Origin of the sequence: Chrysosporum bergii ANA360D (assembly GCF_029891735.1) — a bacterium.
Classification (GTDB): Bacteria; Cyanobacteriota; Cyanobacteriia; order Cyanobacteriales; family Nostocaceae; genus Umezakia; species Umezakia bergii.
In genome coordinates, this window is record NZ_JANQDH010000092.1 from 1 (window position 1) to 15,758 (window position 15,758).

Here is a 15,758-nt window from a genome sequence, read left to right on the forward strand (position 1 = left end):
GGGCGAGCATTTACATTAGATCATTGACTAGTGGAAGCAGAACTAATTAAAAATCTGTGTTATGGCGGTTCTCACCCTTAGTGAGGTACATCATTAACAAGCAGGATGCTTGTGTTACAGGGCGAGCATTTACATTTGTATCTCACTTGTTTAAGAAATGCTATATGTCCAAAAAACAGGGAAAGCATGAGATTTTTTTCCTCTGCTGAGTGATAAAAGAGAGTTAAGCAGGACATTTACCGATTTGAATCAGCCTATTTGGAATTGCTTCAAAGGTATGCTATTGTGCAGAATTCAAAGCTAAATCGATCAATATCTTCTCAATCTATTTTACGTCCCCCATTTTTTATAGCTATCATTGTCTCTTTAACAGTGATTGGTAGTAGTGTTTATACAGTATTAAAACTTCAGAATAGCATCAATCAGAAGCCACCACAGGCGGACACACTACTACCAGAGCTAAAAACAGTAACATCTTTAGGACGGATTGAACCAAAAGGAAAAGTGATTAAACTCTCCGCCACCACTACTTCAGAAGGAAGTCGGGTACAGGAACTGTTGGTACAGGAGGGGGATAGAGTGAAAGTAGGGCAGGTAATAGCAATTTTAGATAGCCGCGATCGCTTGTTAGCTGCTTTAAAAGAAACTGAGGAACAGGTAAAAGTGGAACAAGCCAACCTCAACCGCATCAAAGCAGGTGCTCAACGTGGAGAAATATTAGCACAACAAGCCACAATTGCGCGCCTAGAAGCAAAACGCCAAGGTGATATTGCCGCCCAAAAAATTACCATAGCTCGATTACAAGCGGAAGTGCATCACGCCAGATCAGAAGACCAAAGATATGAAGAACTGTATCAAGAGGGGGCAATATCAGCCTCCCAAAGAGACAGCAAACGCTTACAACTAGAAACAGCCCAAAAAAATTTGCAAGAAGCACAAACACAATTAACTCACATCAAGTTAACGAGCCAGGAACAGATCAAAGCAGCCACAGCAACACTAGATGGAATTACTGAAGTGCCAAAAGTGGATATAGAAGCGGCTGCAGCGGAAGTAAACCGGGCTATAGCAGCCATGAAAAGGGCTGAAGTAAATTTACAACAAGCTTATGTGCGATCGCCTCAAGATGGTCAAATATTTGAGATCCACTCCCGCCCAGGGGAATTAATTTCTAGTCATGGTATTGCCGATATTGGCCAAACCAGCCAAATGTACGTGATTGCGGAAGTTTACGAAAGCGACATTGGCAAAGTGAATCCAGGGCAGAAGGTGCAAGTATTTGGTGATTTTTTGCCCATTGAATTACAGGGAACAGTAGAGCGTAAAGGCTTACAAGTGAGGCGGCAAAATGTAATTAACACTGACCCAGCCAGCAACATTGACAACAGAGTAGTAGAGGTTTATATCCGACTAGATCAAACTTCCAATCAAAAAGCTGCCCAATTAACCAATATGCAGGTGAAGGCAATAATTGAACTGTCTAATTTTTCATCACATCCTTAATCAGCACCACTTCATATGATGGGATTAATCAAACAACTGCGCCGGCGTACACCCCTAGGATGGTTGCAACTGAGTCGCGAAAAAAGCCGTTTGCTGGTAGCCTTGTCAGGGATAGCCTTTGCTGATGTTTTGATGTTCATGCAAATGGGCTTTCAAACCGCATTATATGACAGTAACACTAGACTACATCGCAGCTTGCAAGCAGACATTGTGTTAACTAGTCCCCAAGCCCGTAGTATGCAAAATATGCCCCCATTTTCCCGGCGGCGACTGTATCAAGCCATGGATATTCCGGGAGTGTACTCAGCAGAAGCAATGTATATTAACAACATCATCTGGAAGAATCCCCAAACACGCCGGGAAACATCGGTGCAAGTCATCGGCTTTAATCCCGACAAGCCAGCTTTTGATTTACCGGATGTCAATCAGCAGTTACAGTCAATCAAGCTACCGGATACAGTTTTATTTGACCGCAGTGCTAGGGGAGATTATCAACAAGCTGTTGCTGAAATTGACCAAGGTAAAAAAATCACCACGGAAATAGAAGGCCGCACAATTACCATCAGTGGTTTGTTTACAGTGGGTGCTTCCTTTGGTTCTGATGGTAGCCTAATAACTAGCGATCAAAACTTTCTGCGGTTATTTTCTCCACGTCCTTCCAGTAGTATCAGTTTAGGTTTAATACAGGTAAAACCAGGATATGACCCGAAAAAAGTAGCAGTACAATTGCAAGCCTACCTGAGAAATGATGTCAAGGTGATGACTCACGCAGAATTTATTGAATTTGAGAACAACTTCTGGAGAACAAATTCCCCCATTGGCTTTATTTTTAGCCTTGGTGTCTCCATGGGTTTTGCGGTGGGGGTAATTCTGGTTTATCAAGTTCTTTCCACCGATGTCAATGCCCATGTCAGAGAATATGCGACTTTTAAAGCACTGGGATATAATAATTCTTACTTGCTAAGTGTGGTATTTGAAGAAGCGTTAATTTTAGCAGCATTGGGCTTTATTCCTGGGGTAGCTGTATCTTTGGGACTCTATCACATCACCCGCACCGCCACTAATTTGCCCATGTATATGACATTAGTTCGTGGTTTACAGGTGCTGGTTTTAACTATCATTATGTGTTCAATTTCCGGAGCGATCGCCACCCGTAAACTGCGATCTGCTGATCCAGCCGATATGTTTTGATAGCATTTCTTGAACACGTCAGATACAAATGTAAATAATATTAGTCTTGTAGTCAATAGCAGTAAGACATTGTGTTGTGGGTTTATGAGTATAGATAATCACACTAGAGAAACAAATTTTAATTTGAGAAGCTGGAAACGTCAACCCATGAAAAACCTGTTCATGGGCATATTGGCATCTGTGTTTGTGGTACTCTTGGCTTTACCTGTGGAAGCTTTGTCAACCCAGGTGACTCCCAGTAATCCTCAGTTGGGGGACACCCTATCTGTGGTGATTAATGTGGATAATCTAGATAAAAGTAGTAATCCTAGGGTGGTTGTGGATGAAAACTCTTATCCAGCATTTGCCATCGCGCCCAATAAATATCGGGCTTTAATTCCTACCACTCCCATGGATCAACCAGGAAACCTAACAATGAAAGTTTTTGCCAATGGGGAAGTGCGAAACTTGGCTGTTAATTTGCGTAATCGCTCTTTTCCCACACAACGCATTAATTTACCACCAGGAAAAGCTGGGGTAAAAGCTACAGAACATGAACTCGAGCGCGTCGCCGCTTTTAAAAAGCTGCAAACACCCCAAAAGTATTGGAGTGGACCACTTGTGGAACCAAATGCAGGGCGGGTTACTACTATTTATGGTGTACGTCGTTACTATAACGGTAAATTTGCCAATGACTACTACCATCGTGGTGTTGATTACGCTGGCGCTAAGGGTTCGCCTGTAGTCGCTCCAGCTGCGGGAAGGGTGGCGTTGGTAGGTACGGTGTCCGGAGGGTTTCTGGTTCACGGTAATACAGTTGGCATTGACCATGGACAAGGATTAACAAGTATTTTACTACACCTCAACAGTATTGAAGTCCAAGAAGGTGATTTCGTCAAAGCTGGTCAATTAGTCGGTACAGTTGGTTCTACAGGTGCTTCTACAGGACCCCACTTGCACTGGGGTTTATATGTCAATGGCCAGTCTGTTGATCCAGTACCCTGGAGATTTGATGGAGTAGATTAGTAGATATTAAATTAATGACGCACTAATGAGAATCTATTATATACTTTCTGCTAATCACTAGGCAGATTGATACCGTCCCCACCCTGCTCGGCTAGCGTACATATGATGAGCGTTATGAGTATAGAAAAAATTGTAGAACAAGCTCTCCAGGATGGTTATTTGACACCAGTAATGGAAGCAGAGGTTGGAAAAATCTGTGATAACGCATCAGAACTATCAATAGAGGAGTATATGGCGCTAGATCGATTAATGGGGGCACTATTGACTGGCGAGGTAGTGGCGATTCCTCGCAAACAATTCATTAATGTTATGGAAGAATTGGTGTTGAGTGAAGCGATTACTAGAGCCGCAGAAATTGAGGCTACCAGCGACAGTTCCTTGGATGTGGGAGATATAGCTGCTTATGCCCTCAACCGCTTACCACCCTTATATGCCACCACAGAAGAAGGCGCTAACTACCAACGTCTACGTGCCAAGGCAGAATTACAAGAGTTAATTTCCCAGCAAATCACCGAGTCCATAGGACGTAATCTCCAGCAACCCAACAACAAGAAAACACCTGTGGTATGCAAAAGTACTGGTAATGAAATCCTGCGCCAAGTCAGTCATTTACTTAATGTCTACGCACCGGACTTTGAGCAACAATCCCAATTTTAATCATCAACGGGGTTTTGTACTGCCAGTGATCATGGAAGTTCATCAATTACGCACGGAAACAAGCGTGCCGATATTTACTTGTTCATATAATAAGCGGACATCATCATTACGCATTCTGATACAGCCATGAGAGATAGCATATCCCAACAAGTGTGTATCTGGTGTGCCGTGAAAGCCAATCACATTGCGTCCATCTGACCAAAAACCAATCCATCGCGCTCCTAAAGGACTATCAGCACCAGACGGAAATATTTTGTTAGTGATTGGGTGCTGCCACATAGGATATTCTTCCATATCCGTGACGCGGAAGGAACCTGTGGGGGTTTCCCAACCTTTTTTACCTACAGCAATGGGGTAACTGGCTATCACTTCACCAGCTTTGTAAACGTAGGTACGGCGATCGCTTAAATTCACTACCACTTCTGTTTGAGATGATTTTGCTGAGGACAAAGCCGGGGAATTGCGCCTTCGTCCTAAAAATAGCGATCGCATCCTGGGCGATAACTGAATTGAACCGGACTGATGGCCAGTGGGTTGTATAGCTCGTTTAGAAGGGCTATCAGCCATTGACTGTGGGCTGGCTGCTGCGGAAGCTGCTTCGTCAAACTGCCCTTGACTTCTGCTTATGCGCCAATGGACAGCTAATGATAAAATGGCTGTCCCAAAACACAGAAACATGAATATACGCGCTACAGATTGATTTTTTACCATTGCCATCGCCTATTGTTTATAAGATTTTCTCTTAACCAAGGCGTATCAACCAATGCACGAAGATAAATTCCTCCTAGATTGTTGATAATCTCCCCAGTTTAACTTACTGTTTTTGAAGTATATGCCTCATCAACATCAATGATGGTCAAAACACCGGAAAAATAACTGGTTTTTATCGGCAACTCCGCCCATATTAACAGAACTATCAAGCAACTTTTGGCAAAGCCGTTACATAACTCCTCAAACAGTAAATCAACTAATGATTTAAGCATAAAACCGAAAAATTCGCATTTTTGTCTGCCATAAGGCTGAAATTTTGGCGATGAAACCGTTTCCAACCCCAAATATAGCCTTAGCCGGCAGCGCATATCTAGCTAATTTTGTCAATGGTAAGTGGTCGGATAATGCTAACTGCACAGTAAGAGTAAAATGGTGGGGAGATCAAAAATTAAAAAAAAATCCCTCAAAACACCGCTATGGTCTCATGAGAGGTCAAAACAGACCTTAGCTATAGTTTTTGATATTTTTAACCTTCTATACCGTTGTGTACCAATCAAATATCCGTCCTTTTTACAGGAACATTCCGCCCATTACCTTGTCTAATAGATAGGGATGATTTAAAATTCAGTACGATCTATGAGCCAATCGATTACTGTATCCTGGTCAACTGTCGATGCAAAATACCCGAACGCACCGGTGCAAGTTGACAAACTCTCTAATCACGATCTGATTTTACGCTGTCAAGCAGGACTGCGCCCAGATCGCGCTGCGTTTGCAGAATTATTGCGCCGCTATCAAAGTCAAGTTGATCGAGTTTTATACCACCTGGCTCCAGATTGGCCCGACAGGGCAGATTTAGCTCAAGAAGTGTGGATTCGAGTGTATCGAAATGTTAACCGATTACAAGAACCAGCCAAATTCAAAGGGTGGTTAAGCCGCATTGCTACTAACTTGTTTTACGACGAGCTGCGTAAACGTAAGCGGGTAGCCACTCCCTTGTCACTGGATGCTCCCCGCACAGTAGAAGACGGGGAAATGGATTGGGAAATCCCAGGAGATACTCCAGGACCAGAGGAGGAACTGACAACTAGAGAGTTTTACGAGCAACTGCGGGAAGCGATCGCAGATTTACCTGAAGTGTTTCGGACTACCATTGTGCTTAGGGAAATTGAAGGTATGGCATATGAAGAAATTGCCGAAATTACCGGCGTTTCATTAGGAACAGTGAAATCCAGAATCGCCAGAGCTAGATCCAGATTGCAAGCTCAGTTGCAAAATTATCTAGATTCCTAACGGTAAAAATTAAACCTTGTTTAAGAATTGTGATGTTAGTTAAAAATCCTGGTTTCCTCAGAAAGTAATTTAATGAATTGATCAGGATTTCTGACTCGCTTGACCCGCATATGAATTGGTCAGAATGCTATAATGAATACTAATTCGACCTTTGATGACAGTTCCTCCGGGCTAGATCCTCAAGATTTGCCAGATGGAACAGGCCGGCATACCAATGAGTCAACGGGTGCTATGGATATGGAGAAGCGCGATCGCTTCGAGTTATTAAGTGCTTACCTCGATGGAGAGGTAACAGCTACCGAAAGCAGGCAAGTTGAGGAGTGGCTAAAAAACGATGCCTCTGCCCAACGCCTGTATATTAGATTACTTAACTTACGGCGAGGCTTGCGGACTTTGCCAGTACCAAAAGCCCCAGAGTCGCCAGAAGCAAGGGTTGAGCAAGTATTAAAGCGTGTGCGCCACTGTTACCGCCCAATGTGGATCATGGGAAGCGCTGCTTTAGCTGCTTGTGTCATCGGTGCTGTATCTGGGTTAGTGTCAGGTGGTGACTTCCACACACCACAACTAGCCCAACAACAACCAGTTAACTTTACACCAGGTACAAAAAAACCTGGAGTTTCAACTTCTCCTCTCATGGTGGCCTTGAACAACCCAGTTATAGAAATTCCCAAAGCAGCAATAGCAAGTCCAGAACCATCTGTTGAGCTAGACCAGCCTATACTAGGGGAAATTCAACCAAATATCAATTAGTCACCATTTTACGATCAACCCTAAAAGCCCAACAGTATAACCCCATACTCTCTGGGTTTATACTGATTTTAGGTTTTAAATTGTTTCCTATTCCCTTTTTTTAATAAAGTATGACAGGATGTCTTTTGACATTAGTGTACTGTAGGCGCAAAAATACCACTTAGTAATTTTTGCTTAACCTAGACCAAGTGAATAAGTATTTTTTTTTCTTACCAGTTGCTTTACCGAGTCTGTTAATAGCCTTGCCGGCTGTGGCTAATGGGGAGTTATTAACTCAAGAATCTATACCGATTGAAGTTAACCCGGAAACTCAACCACAAAAAGAAGCAGATATTTTCATAGATGTAATCGGCGAACAAGACCCTTTACCCGAGTCTACCCCTGTTTACGTCATCGATCAAGAAGAAATCCAAAAACAAGGTGCTACAAGTGTAGCTGACGTATTAAAAAGAATGCCTGGTTTTGCCATTAACAATGTCGGACATGGTGCTGATATTCACACAGGTACATACTACCGGGGGGCTTCAATTAATCAGTCTGTATTTATGATTAATGGCAGACCAATTAACAATAATGTCAACACTTATCATGGTGCAACAGACTTAAACAGTATTCCTGTAGAGGCCATCGAACAAGTAGAATTATATAGTGGTGTTACCTCTGCTTTGTATGGTTCATCAGCCTTTGGCGGTGTGGTGAATATCATCACCAAAAAAGGTTATGGTGAACCGAAACTAACTGGTAGTGCGGAATTCGGCTCATTAAATTTAAATAATCAACAGATAAGTTATGGTGGTTCATCTGGTGATGCTCGATATAATTTCAGCTTTGAAAGGTACTTTATAGACAATCGTTATCCCGTTCCTGTGGGTGCAGCTAATCGTGATGCTCAAGGATATTTATCCAATGCAGACACAGCTACTAGTACTTACTTTGGCAGTATTGCTTTAGATTTAGATAGTAAAAACTCTTTGAATTTAGATATCAAAACCCTCAGCAGTCGTCGCGGCTTAATTTATTTTGGGTTTCCCCTGCAAAAAGATAGATTAGACCATGATGGCTTGAATGTGGGGTTATCTTGGCAAACTCGGTTAGGTGAAGGAGAAAGTTCTAACCTCACAACCACCCTCGGTTACAACAAAGATTACTTCAGCACTTATGGACCTACAGTATTTAGTGGACAAGAATTTAATCGTCGGGGTGTTTTAGACACACAACAACTCACAGCCAGAGTAGACCATATCTGGAAATTAACCCCCAGTCATCAATTACGTTGGGGATTAGATTTAAAGAACACTAACTTAAATGGTGATACTTTCAGTACCAGACCTGATAGACGTGATTTGAATGAGACGGAAAATAGAAATGTGTTAAATACAGCATTGTTTGCTGTTAACACTTTCAACATTAGTGATAATTTTCAAATAGATTTAGGACTCAGACAAAGCTTTGATGGCCAGTTTGGTAATTATCTCAACCCTAGTGCTGGCTTACGTTATACCCTCTCACCAACAGTAGCAATTAGGGGAAGTTGGGCCGGAGGACAGCGTAATCCTGATTTAGATCAATTATATCTATATGATACTGTTCACAATTGGCAGGCTAACCCTGATTTAGTCCCAGAAACAGGTTCATCTTGGACTGCGGGTGTGGATGTTAAATTGTCAAATAATTTGACTGGACAGTTGACATACTTTGGTAGTAGTTTAGATAATCGCCTAGCCATCCTGGCCGGAAGATGGGCAAATGTAGGGCTAGTGGATACTAATGGTTTAGAAGCAGCATTAAGATTACAAGTTGCTAATAACTGGTCAACTTTTGTCAACTATACCTACACAGATGCTGAAATCAAAACAGGAACAGAAAAAGGTTTACAGTTAGGTTTTATTCCTTATTCTGTAGCTCAAGCTGGTGTGGGTTATCAAAATTCAGGCTGGCAAGCTAATTTGTATGTTACCTATAACAGTGGCACTCGTCGAGCTTTGTTCACAAATCAAAATCAATCGAGTAGAGATTTTATACCCTCCTTCTGGAATTTGGACTTGAGTAGTCGCATTCCCATAACACCCAATTTGGGACTGACAGTTTATGTAGAAAATTTACTTGATCAGCAGCATGAAAAAGTTAATCGGATCTACAGTCCTGGCTTGACTCTTCGTGTGGGTTTAACGTCAAATCTGTAATTTGTCATTTGTATCTCACGTGTTTCAGAAATGCTATACTGCCCTTACTACCTTTAACTTTCTAACACTGTTCTAACACTGTGGCAGGTACTAGTATACCTTCCTCTAGTTTTCCTATACCTAGAAAGGAAGTTTCTAGATTGCCTCCCACACTAGGCTCCCCACTATGGTAAACTCTAACTGTGCCAGAAAAGTCTTCATTTACAGGCATTTTTTGCCCATGACACCATTTTTGAGCGGCTGTCGGGGGTAATGTGATAGATGGTAAATGCTGTAAGGCGGTATCGGGGGGGCTGGGTTGAAATGTCCCACTTTGTATTTGTGTTTCTAAGTCAGTTAAAGTGATACTGTCCGTAAGATCAAAACCACTACTTGCTGTGCGGATTAAAGCGGCCAGAGTACCACCAGTTCCTAAGATTGCGCCTAAATCACGGGCGATCGCTCTAATATATGTACCACCGCCACAGGTAATAGCGACATCTAATTCAGGAAAATCTCCTACTCGCCAATCTAAAATTTCTGTGTGAAAAATTTCTACTGTGCGTTGGGGAACTTCTACGGTTTCGCCTTTCCGGGCTAAGTCGTACAGACGTTTCCCATCTACCTGAATGGCACTGTAAATTGGTGGTACTTGGATGATTTTACCTTTGAATTGTGCCATTGCATTGGTTACCGCTGCCAGATCCAATTCTGCACAAGGTTGAGAAGTAATGATTTCACCTTGTAAATCATCGGTGGTGGTCTGCACCCCTAGGCGAATACTAGCTTTGTAGGCTTTATTATCTGGTAAATATTGTAATAATCTGGTGGCTTTACCCAGCGCAATGGGTAAAACTCCGGTAGCTGCTGGATCCAAAGTTCCCGCGTGTCCCACACGTTTGAGACGCAGGAGTTTTCTCACTCGCGCCACGCAGTCGTGAGATGTCCAATTAAAGGGTTTGTTTAAGTTGAGAAAACCTTGCACAGTGAATTTGTTTTATGGCGACAATTGAGTTTCCCAGCTGAATTTTAACGCAGCACAACAGCTTAATTTAATTTAGCCGAAGATTGAACAAGACTCAACCCTAGAGAATCGCGGGAAATAGTTTGGGCATAAGCTGCATTAAGATAGGGTAGGTATTGTGACTGCTTGGCTATATAAGTTTGGAAGAAAGATAAACCTAAAACCTTCATGTAGTAACGTGCTTGAGAAGCATCGCCCACTAAATCTTTGGGTAATGATACCTGCTGGCTGCTGGAGTTTCTATCACCAATGGTGGAAAAGTGAGTTCCACTCCAAAGCATGACCAGATACTTATGAGAGTTATTTAACCAGGAAAAAGGTTGAATTTGCTCGTATAAGGTAGGCGCAACAGTATCATCACTACTACCAACAATCATGATGGGAGTTTTGATTTGGCTTAAACCTGCTTGACCAAAAATTGAGCTGGTGATGGGGTTAACTGCGATCGCCGCTTTTACTCTCTCATCCTGCAAGTTATACTCTTGACTGGAGTGGTTATTTAAGGCCAAAGCACTGCATTGGAATAGTAGAGACATATTCCAGGATTTGTCTAAGGCTTGTGCTGTACAGTCTTGTTTTAATTGCTGAAAATTAATTTTTGCACCTGCTAAAGCTAAGGCTGTGTAGCCCCCTAAAGATTGACCAAAGACTCCCACTTGTTGCAGATTAAATCGCTGCTGAAAGCGTAAATCCGACTGGTTGATCTTTTCCAGTTGATTTAAGACATATGTTACATCTAGGGGTTGGTTTTTAAATTCATTTGCTTCTATGACTTTATGGCTGTTTTTATGCAATGATGTTTGTAATTTTTCAGGACTGCTACCCGGATGATTAGGAACAACTACCGCTAATCCGTGGGAAGCCAGATGTGTAGCTAAATATTCAAAGTTGCTGCTGTCTGTACCCAAACCATGAGAAATGACAATTACAGGGGCTGGACTCTGGACATGGGGTATGTAAACATCAGTTAGTAACAGGCGATGGCGTTGTGAGTCAAAAAACTTTAGTGTGTGTTTTTGCGATTCAAACTCTCCTTGACTATCTAAATTTACTAATTGTAATAAATTCAGAGCTTTTGGAGTTTTAGCAGCTTCTATATTAGACTGTTTTTTTACTGCGTCCATCGCCCGTTGAGTCTGATTAACTACTCTTTCTAGTTCCCTAGCCATGGCGAAACCACGCTTTAAATCAATATGAATACTGCTATAAGGATATTTGCGTAACAGATTTAATATTGTTAAACCCTCTGGTTCAGCAGAAGCTGAAATAAATGCTGACCTTAAGGCGTGAAATGCAGGTTCTGGTTGACGAGATTCTGGTTGAACCACTTGCGCCAAACGCTTTAACAGAAACTCGCCTTGAGGGGTGTGGAGGAATTGAGAAACCAGCACTGGACTGGCCTTAACAGGTGTGTGTAAAAGTACCTGCAATTCTTGTAACTGCTTTGCAGGCAGATATTGTTGATAAAATGATAATTCATTGTCAATGACACCATCTTCGGCGTATTTCTGTAAGGCTGTGACTGAAATCGACGTTTCCATGGCGGAAAAAGTCGCACAAATTCGCTCTGCTGTCATTATAACCGTATTAATTACTACGGTTGGCAGCAGTATTGCCATAATCATTAAGAGCGAATTTTTTTTCAGGTTGCTTGTCCAATTATCAAACAAACTATTCATCGCTCAACTATTTTGGTGATGTTGTTAGCTAGGCGTTGGCTATGGTAGTGATTTAGACACCCCGGACAATTAAATTAATATTATGTGATTTCGTTTTATACATTCTCCAGGATTTTTATGAATAATCAGGTAAAAATTTAAATTTAATTTTTCAACGCTTTAAAGATGCACCTGAGAGGATGTTTTAAAAGTTTATTACTAACATAAAAACCTCATCAAAAGAGCTTACCATACTGCTTTTAAAATGTTCTTTGAATGTATGCTTGATTTACCAGCACTATAATCACAAGTATTTATGGCTACGTCACTTAACTCTCATCTGCCAGACTTGTAGATTCCCAAATGATTCCTAAATTTCACTCACTAGATAATAATAGCAAATAAAAATTTATTTTGTCTAATGTAGTTTTAAATCATATTAATCAATCTACCCTGCCTAGTGCTGACTCTCCAAAAGCACCATAAGTCAACGCTAGACTTTGCATAATAAATAATAAATAGACAGTAATTAAATGCTAAAAATATTGTAGCGATCGCTAATATAACATTTCTTAAACACGTGACATACAAGTGTAAATGTTGACATATTCACCGACCCAGAAGGTCGGTGATGTAAGAGTATTCGGGAATACTTGGTTCTAGGATTTGGTGTAGTTTACAGTATTTTTCACAGATTCAATCATCACTTTTGCCCCTTTTTTCACCACAAATTCACTAGCGCCAACTTCACCCTGTAGACTCCCCCAATCATAGGTATAACCTAATCTTGTCCAGGGATAACCCCTGTCACCATAGGAGGCTAATTGTAAATTATTGATCCAGTTTTGATGTTGCAAGTCAACATTGTCAGAAAACTTGACATCACAGCTAGTATCGTTAATTTCTGCATCGGGACAAGGGCGAAATAAATCAGTAGCATTGACCCACATTTCCACAAATTTTGTTTTACCGTTGTGAGGTGGTAAACCCAGATATTGTTCTAAGCGTAAGGTCAGACTTTCTGGGTCAAGGTTTAAAGTTTGGGTAAAGGTTTTTAATTCTGGAACCGCGGTTACCCAAATTTCTCGACTTAATTCCATAGGTAAGCCCACTTGACTATCATAACCATTCCAGGATGTCCAAGTTACCATTAATACTTGTTTTTCACCCTGGTAATCTCTCCATTTTAAATTAGGATTGTTGATGGAAATAGCTTGTAGGGTTGCATAAATTTCAGACTCGTCTGCATTTTCCGCATCTTCAACTGCTCTGGTATAACTGCGTGTAAGTAATGTTTCTAACAGAGAAGAGTCAAGGTATGCCAGTGGAGACAAAGGCGCGGCCATGACAGGATGGGTCAAGCTGATACACCATCCCATAATTACCGCCAACACAAAAACCCAAAATCGACTGTGTTTACTCATAGGTGCTGAAACAAAACGCTATGGCAATAATACCATTACTCTTTGTTAATCGGCTAACATTTGTAACAACACCGCCTCAGTTAACTGAGTAATTCCTAAAACTTCGGCTTTGCTTAATTTAGAACCAGCATCTTCCCCCACTAGCAAATAATTAGTTTTTTTACTCACGGAATTAGTCACCTTACCCCCGGCATTTTGAATTAATTGCTTGGCTTCATCCCGTGATAAAGTGGGCAGAGTGCCTGTAATTACAAAAGTTTTACCAGCCAATTTTTGAACACTTGTGCTAACTGTTGTTTTTACTTCTGCGGCCGCTAATTGTAATCCTGCTTGTTGTAAACGTTCAATTAAAACTTGATTGGCAGTAATGCGGAACCACTGATATACAGATTGAGCAATTTCTGCCCCAATACCGTAAATACCCTCAATATCTGATTGCTTGGCTGTGGCTAACTGTTCTACAGTGGGGTATTTTTGGGTTAATAATTGGGCATTAACAGTACCAACATGACGAATACCTAAACCATACAATACTCTAAACCAAGGTTGTTTTTTTGAGTGAGCAACGGCATCTGTTAATTTTTGTGCTGATTTTTCCCCCATTCTTTCTAATGCACATAATTGTTCTACTGTCAAGTCATATAAATCAGCAACAGAAGACACCAAACCTCTATCTACAAGTTGATGTACTAGCTTTTCCCCCATACCTTTAATGTCCAAAGCATCCCTACTCACCCAATGTTCAATTTCTCCCTTGAGAATAGCCGGACAGGAAGCATTAACACAACGAGTCACCGCCTCGCCAGACTCCCGCACCACCCATTGACCGCACACCGGGCAATGGGTGGGCATTGTAAAAGGTTGGGTATTTTCTGGACGCAGTTCTTTTAATACTCGTACTACTTCGGGTATAATTTCCCCGGCTTTGCGAACAATAACTGTGTCACCAATGCGGATATCTAATTGCAGGATGCGATCGCTATTATGTAGAGTAGCGCGGGAAACTGTTGTTCCTGCTAGTTGCACCGGACGCATTTCTGCTAATGGCGTTAACGCCCCAGTTCTCCCCACATTGACAGAAATATTTTCTACTCGTGTCGGCGCTTCTTCAGCTGGATACTTTAAAGCTATAGCCCATCGGGGGAACTTTTGGGTAAAACCCAGTTGTTCTTGTAACTTAAAAGAATTTAACTTCACCACTACCCCATCAGTCATGTAGGGTAAGTTTAGGCGTTCTGTATCCCAGTGTTCATAATATTCTGCTACTTCTGAAATTGAGTGACAAAGTTTATGGTTAGGGTTAACGGGAAAACCCATTTTTGCCAATAACTCTAAAGCCTCCCATTGAGTATTAGCAATACTCGCGTCATCCATCCCAGAAATATGCAATGTGTAAGCAAAAAAATCCAACCGTCGCTGGGCGACAATGCGCGGGTCTAATTGCCTGAGTGTACCAGCTGCGGCATTACGGGGATTAGCAAATAAATTTTCCCCAGCTTTTTGTCTTTCGGCGTTAATTTGTTTAAACACTTCTATAGGTAAAAACACTTCCCCGCGAACTTCTACTTTTTCCCAGCTTTTTGCATCTGCAAAATTCAACCGCAAAGGAATTGACCGAATTGTTCGCACATTTTGGGTAATATCTTCACCCACTACCCCATCACCCCTGGTGACACCTCTAACTAACAACCCATTTTCATAGGTCAAAGCCAAAGCAGAACCATCTATTTTCAGTTCAGAAACATATTCCACTCTATCTAATTTGGGTACTTGTCGCCGCCAACGCTGATCCCATCCTTGTAACTCATCAATACTAAAGGCATTTTCCAAACTGTAGAGGGGAATATTATGACGTATTGATGTAAAATGTGTAGCTGGTTTCTCACCCACGCGCTGAGTGGGACTGTCGGGAGTGATGAATTCTGAATATTCACTTTCTAGGGTTTGTAGTTCTCGATAAAGCTGGTCATAAACTGCATCCTCCATAATCGGTGCATCTAAAACATAGTAGGCATAGTTGGCTTGTCGCAACAAATGGCGCAGTTCTTCTATACGTTTTCTTTCTGACTGACTTTGTATCATTATGTTGATTGCCAATTATCAAACAAATAGACAAACTTTGTTCTTATAGATTATCTCGCATTTTTTCAGGGGCGACATGATTATAGTTTCTGTATTTTCTCAACATATGTAGTGCGAGCATACTTTGACTATACTTTGACTGCACTCAGTATAAGTCCTGCTCGCTGCTTAATGGTAACTCATTACCAGGACATGATATCATCCGGTAGAAGAAAAGCCCCTGGTGTGTATGCGCGCAAGCACTTAAAAGTAATTCGACAAAGGAATGAACACGCGAAGAGACTCGCGCGTAACTTAT

The 15,758-nt window shown here is 41.5% G+C and carries 13 protein-coding genes; 7 read left to right on the forward strand and 6 right to left on the reverse strand.

The annotated features are described in order from the left end of the window. Positions 1 to 285 precede the first annotated feature (285 nt). The 4 genes from NWP17_RS13815 (at position 286) to NWP17_RS13830 (ending at position 4,356) form a co-directional block, all read left to right on the forward strand. Positions 286 to 1,503: an ABC exporter membrane fusion protein gene (locus tag NWP17_RS13815; protein ID WP_280655476.1), complete on the forward strand. Its 1,218-nt coding sequence runs from the start codon at positions 286 to 288 to the stop codon at positions 1,501 to 1,503. An 18-nt stretch (positions 1,504 to 1,521) separates the two neighbouring features. Then, positions 1,522 to 2,694 (forward strand): ABC transporter permease DevC, encoded by a 1,173-nt coding sequence (devC, locus tag NWP17_RS13820; protein ID WP_280655504.1) that lies wholly within the window; start codon positions 1,522 to 1,524, stop codon positions 2,692 to 2,694. A gap of 84 nt (positions 2,695 to 2,778) precedes the next feature. Next, positions 2,779 to 3,699, forward strand: a complete 921-nt coding sequence (locus NWP17_RS13825; RefSeq protein WP_280655477.1) for a M23 family metallopeptidase — start codon at positions 2,779 to 2,781, stop codon at positions 3,697 to 3,699. Positions 3,700 to 3,813: 114 nt separating this feature from the next. Continuing rightward, a complete protein-coding gene (locus NWP17_RS13830) occupies positions 3,814 to 4,356 on the forward strand; it encodes a late competence development ComFB family protein (protein ID WP_280655478.1) in 543 nt (180 codons plus the stop codon). A 42-nt stretch (positions 4,357 to 4,398) separates the two neighbouring features. On the opposite strand, the gene NWP17_RS13835 is transcribed toward NWP17_RS13830, so the two are convergent. Together NWP17_RS13835 and NWP17_RS13840 are read right to left on the reverse strand one after the other, a co-directional pair. After that, positions 4,399 to 5,073, reverse strand: coding sequence for a L,D-transpeptidase (locus NWP17_RS13835; RefSeq protein WP_280655479.1), 675 nt, complete (start codon positions 5,071 to 5,073; stop codon positions 4,399 to 4,401). 92 nt (positions 5,074 to 5,165) lie between these two features. Further along, a complete protein-coding gene (locus tag NWP17_RS13840) occupies positions 5,166 to 5,339 on the reverse strand; it encodes a hypothetical protein (protein WP_280655480.1) in 174 nt (57 codons plus the stop codon). Between the two features lie 364 nt (positions 5,340 to 5,703). Here NWP17_RS13840 and NWP17_RS13845 point away from each other — a divergent pair, with 364 nt between their 5' ends. From NWP17_RS13845 to NWP17_RS13855, 3 genes are all read left to right on the forward strand, one after another. Then, complete coding sequence (locus tag NWP17_RS13845; RefSeq protein ID WP_280655481.1) at positions 5,704 to 6,360, forward strand: sigma-70 family RNA polymerase sigma factor; 657 nt, start codon at positions 5,704 to 5,706, stop codon at positions 6,358 to 6,360. 132 nt (positions 6,361 to 6,492) lie between these two features. Next, on the forward strand, positions 6,493 to 7,110 hold the full coding sequence (locus tag NWP17_RS13850; RefSeq protein WP_280655482.1) for an anti-sigma factor family protein: 618 nt from the start codon (positions 6,493 to 6,495) through the stop codon (positions 7,108 to 7,110). 188 nt (positions 7,111 to 7,298) lie between these two features. Then, complete coding sequence (locus tag NWP17_RS13855; protein WP_280655505.1) at positions 7,299 to 9,293, forward strand: TonB-dependent receptor plug domain-containing protein; 1,995 nt, start codon at positions 7,299 to 7,301, stop codon at positions 9,291 to 9,293. Positions 9,294 to 9,354: 61 nt separating this feature from the next. Here the strand turns inward: NWP17_RS13855 and truB are convergent, their stop codons facing one another. From truB to ligA, 4 genes are all read right to left on the reverse strand, one after another. Further along, the gene (gene truB / locus NWP17_RS13860; protein WP_280655483.1) at positions 9,355 to 10,257 is read right to left on the reverse strand and encodes a tRNA pseudouridine(55) synthase TruB; all 903 of its coding nucleotides are present in this window, start codon (positions 10,255 to 10,257) and stop codon (positions 9,355 to 9,357) included. Positions 10,258 to 10,319: 62 nt separating this feature from the next. Further along, on the reverse strand, positions 10,320 to 11,975 hold the full coding sequence (locus tag NWP17_RS13865; RefSeq protein ID WP_280655484.1) for an alpha/beta hydrolase: 1,656 nt from the start codon (positions 11,973 to 11,975) through the stop codon (positions 10,320 to 10,322). Positions 11,976 to 12,613: 638 nt separating this feature from the next. Beyond that, the gene (locus tag NWP17_RS13870; protein ID WP_280655485.1) at positions 12,614 to 13,378 is read right to left on the reverse strand and encodes a hypothetical protein; all 765 of its coding nucleotides are present in this window, start codon (positions 13,376 to 13,378) and stop codon (positions 12,614 to 12,616) included. A gap of 45 nt (positions 13,379 to 13,423) precedes the next feature. Beyond that, complete coding sequence (ligA, locus tag NWP17_RS13875; protein WP_280655486.1) at positions 13,424 to 15,460, reverse strand: NAD-dependent DNA ligase LigA; 2,037 nt, start codon at positions 15,458 to 15,460, stop codon at positions 13,424 to 13,426. Between the last annotated feature and the right edge of the window lie 298 nt (positions 15,461 to 15,758).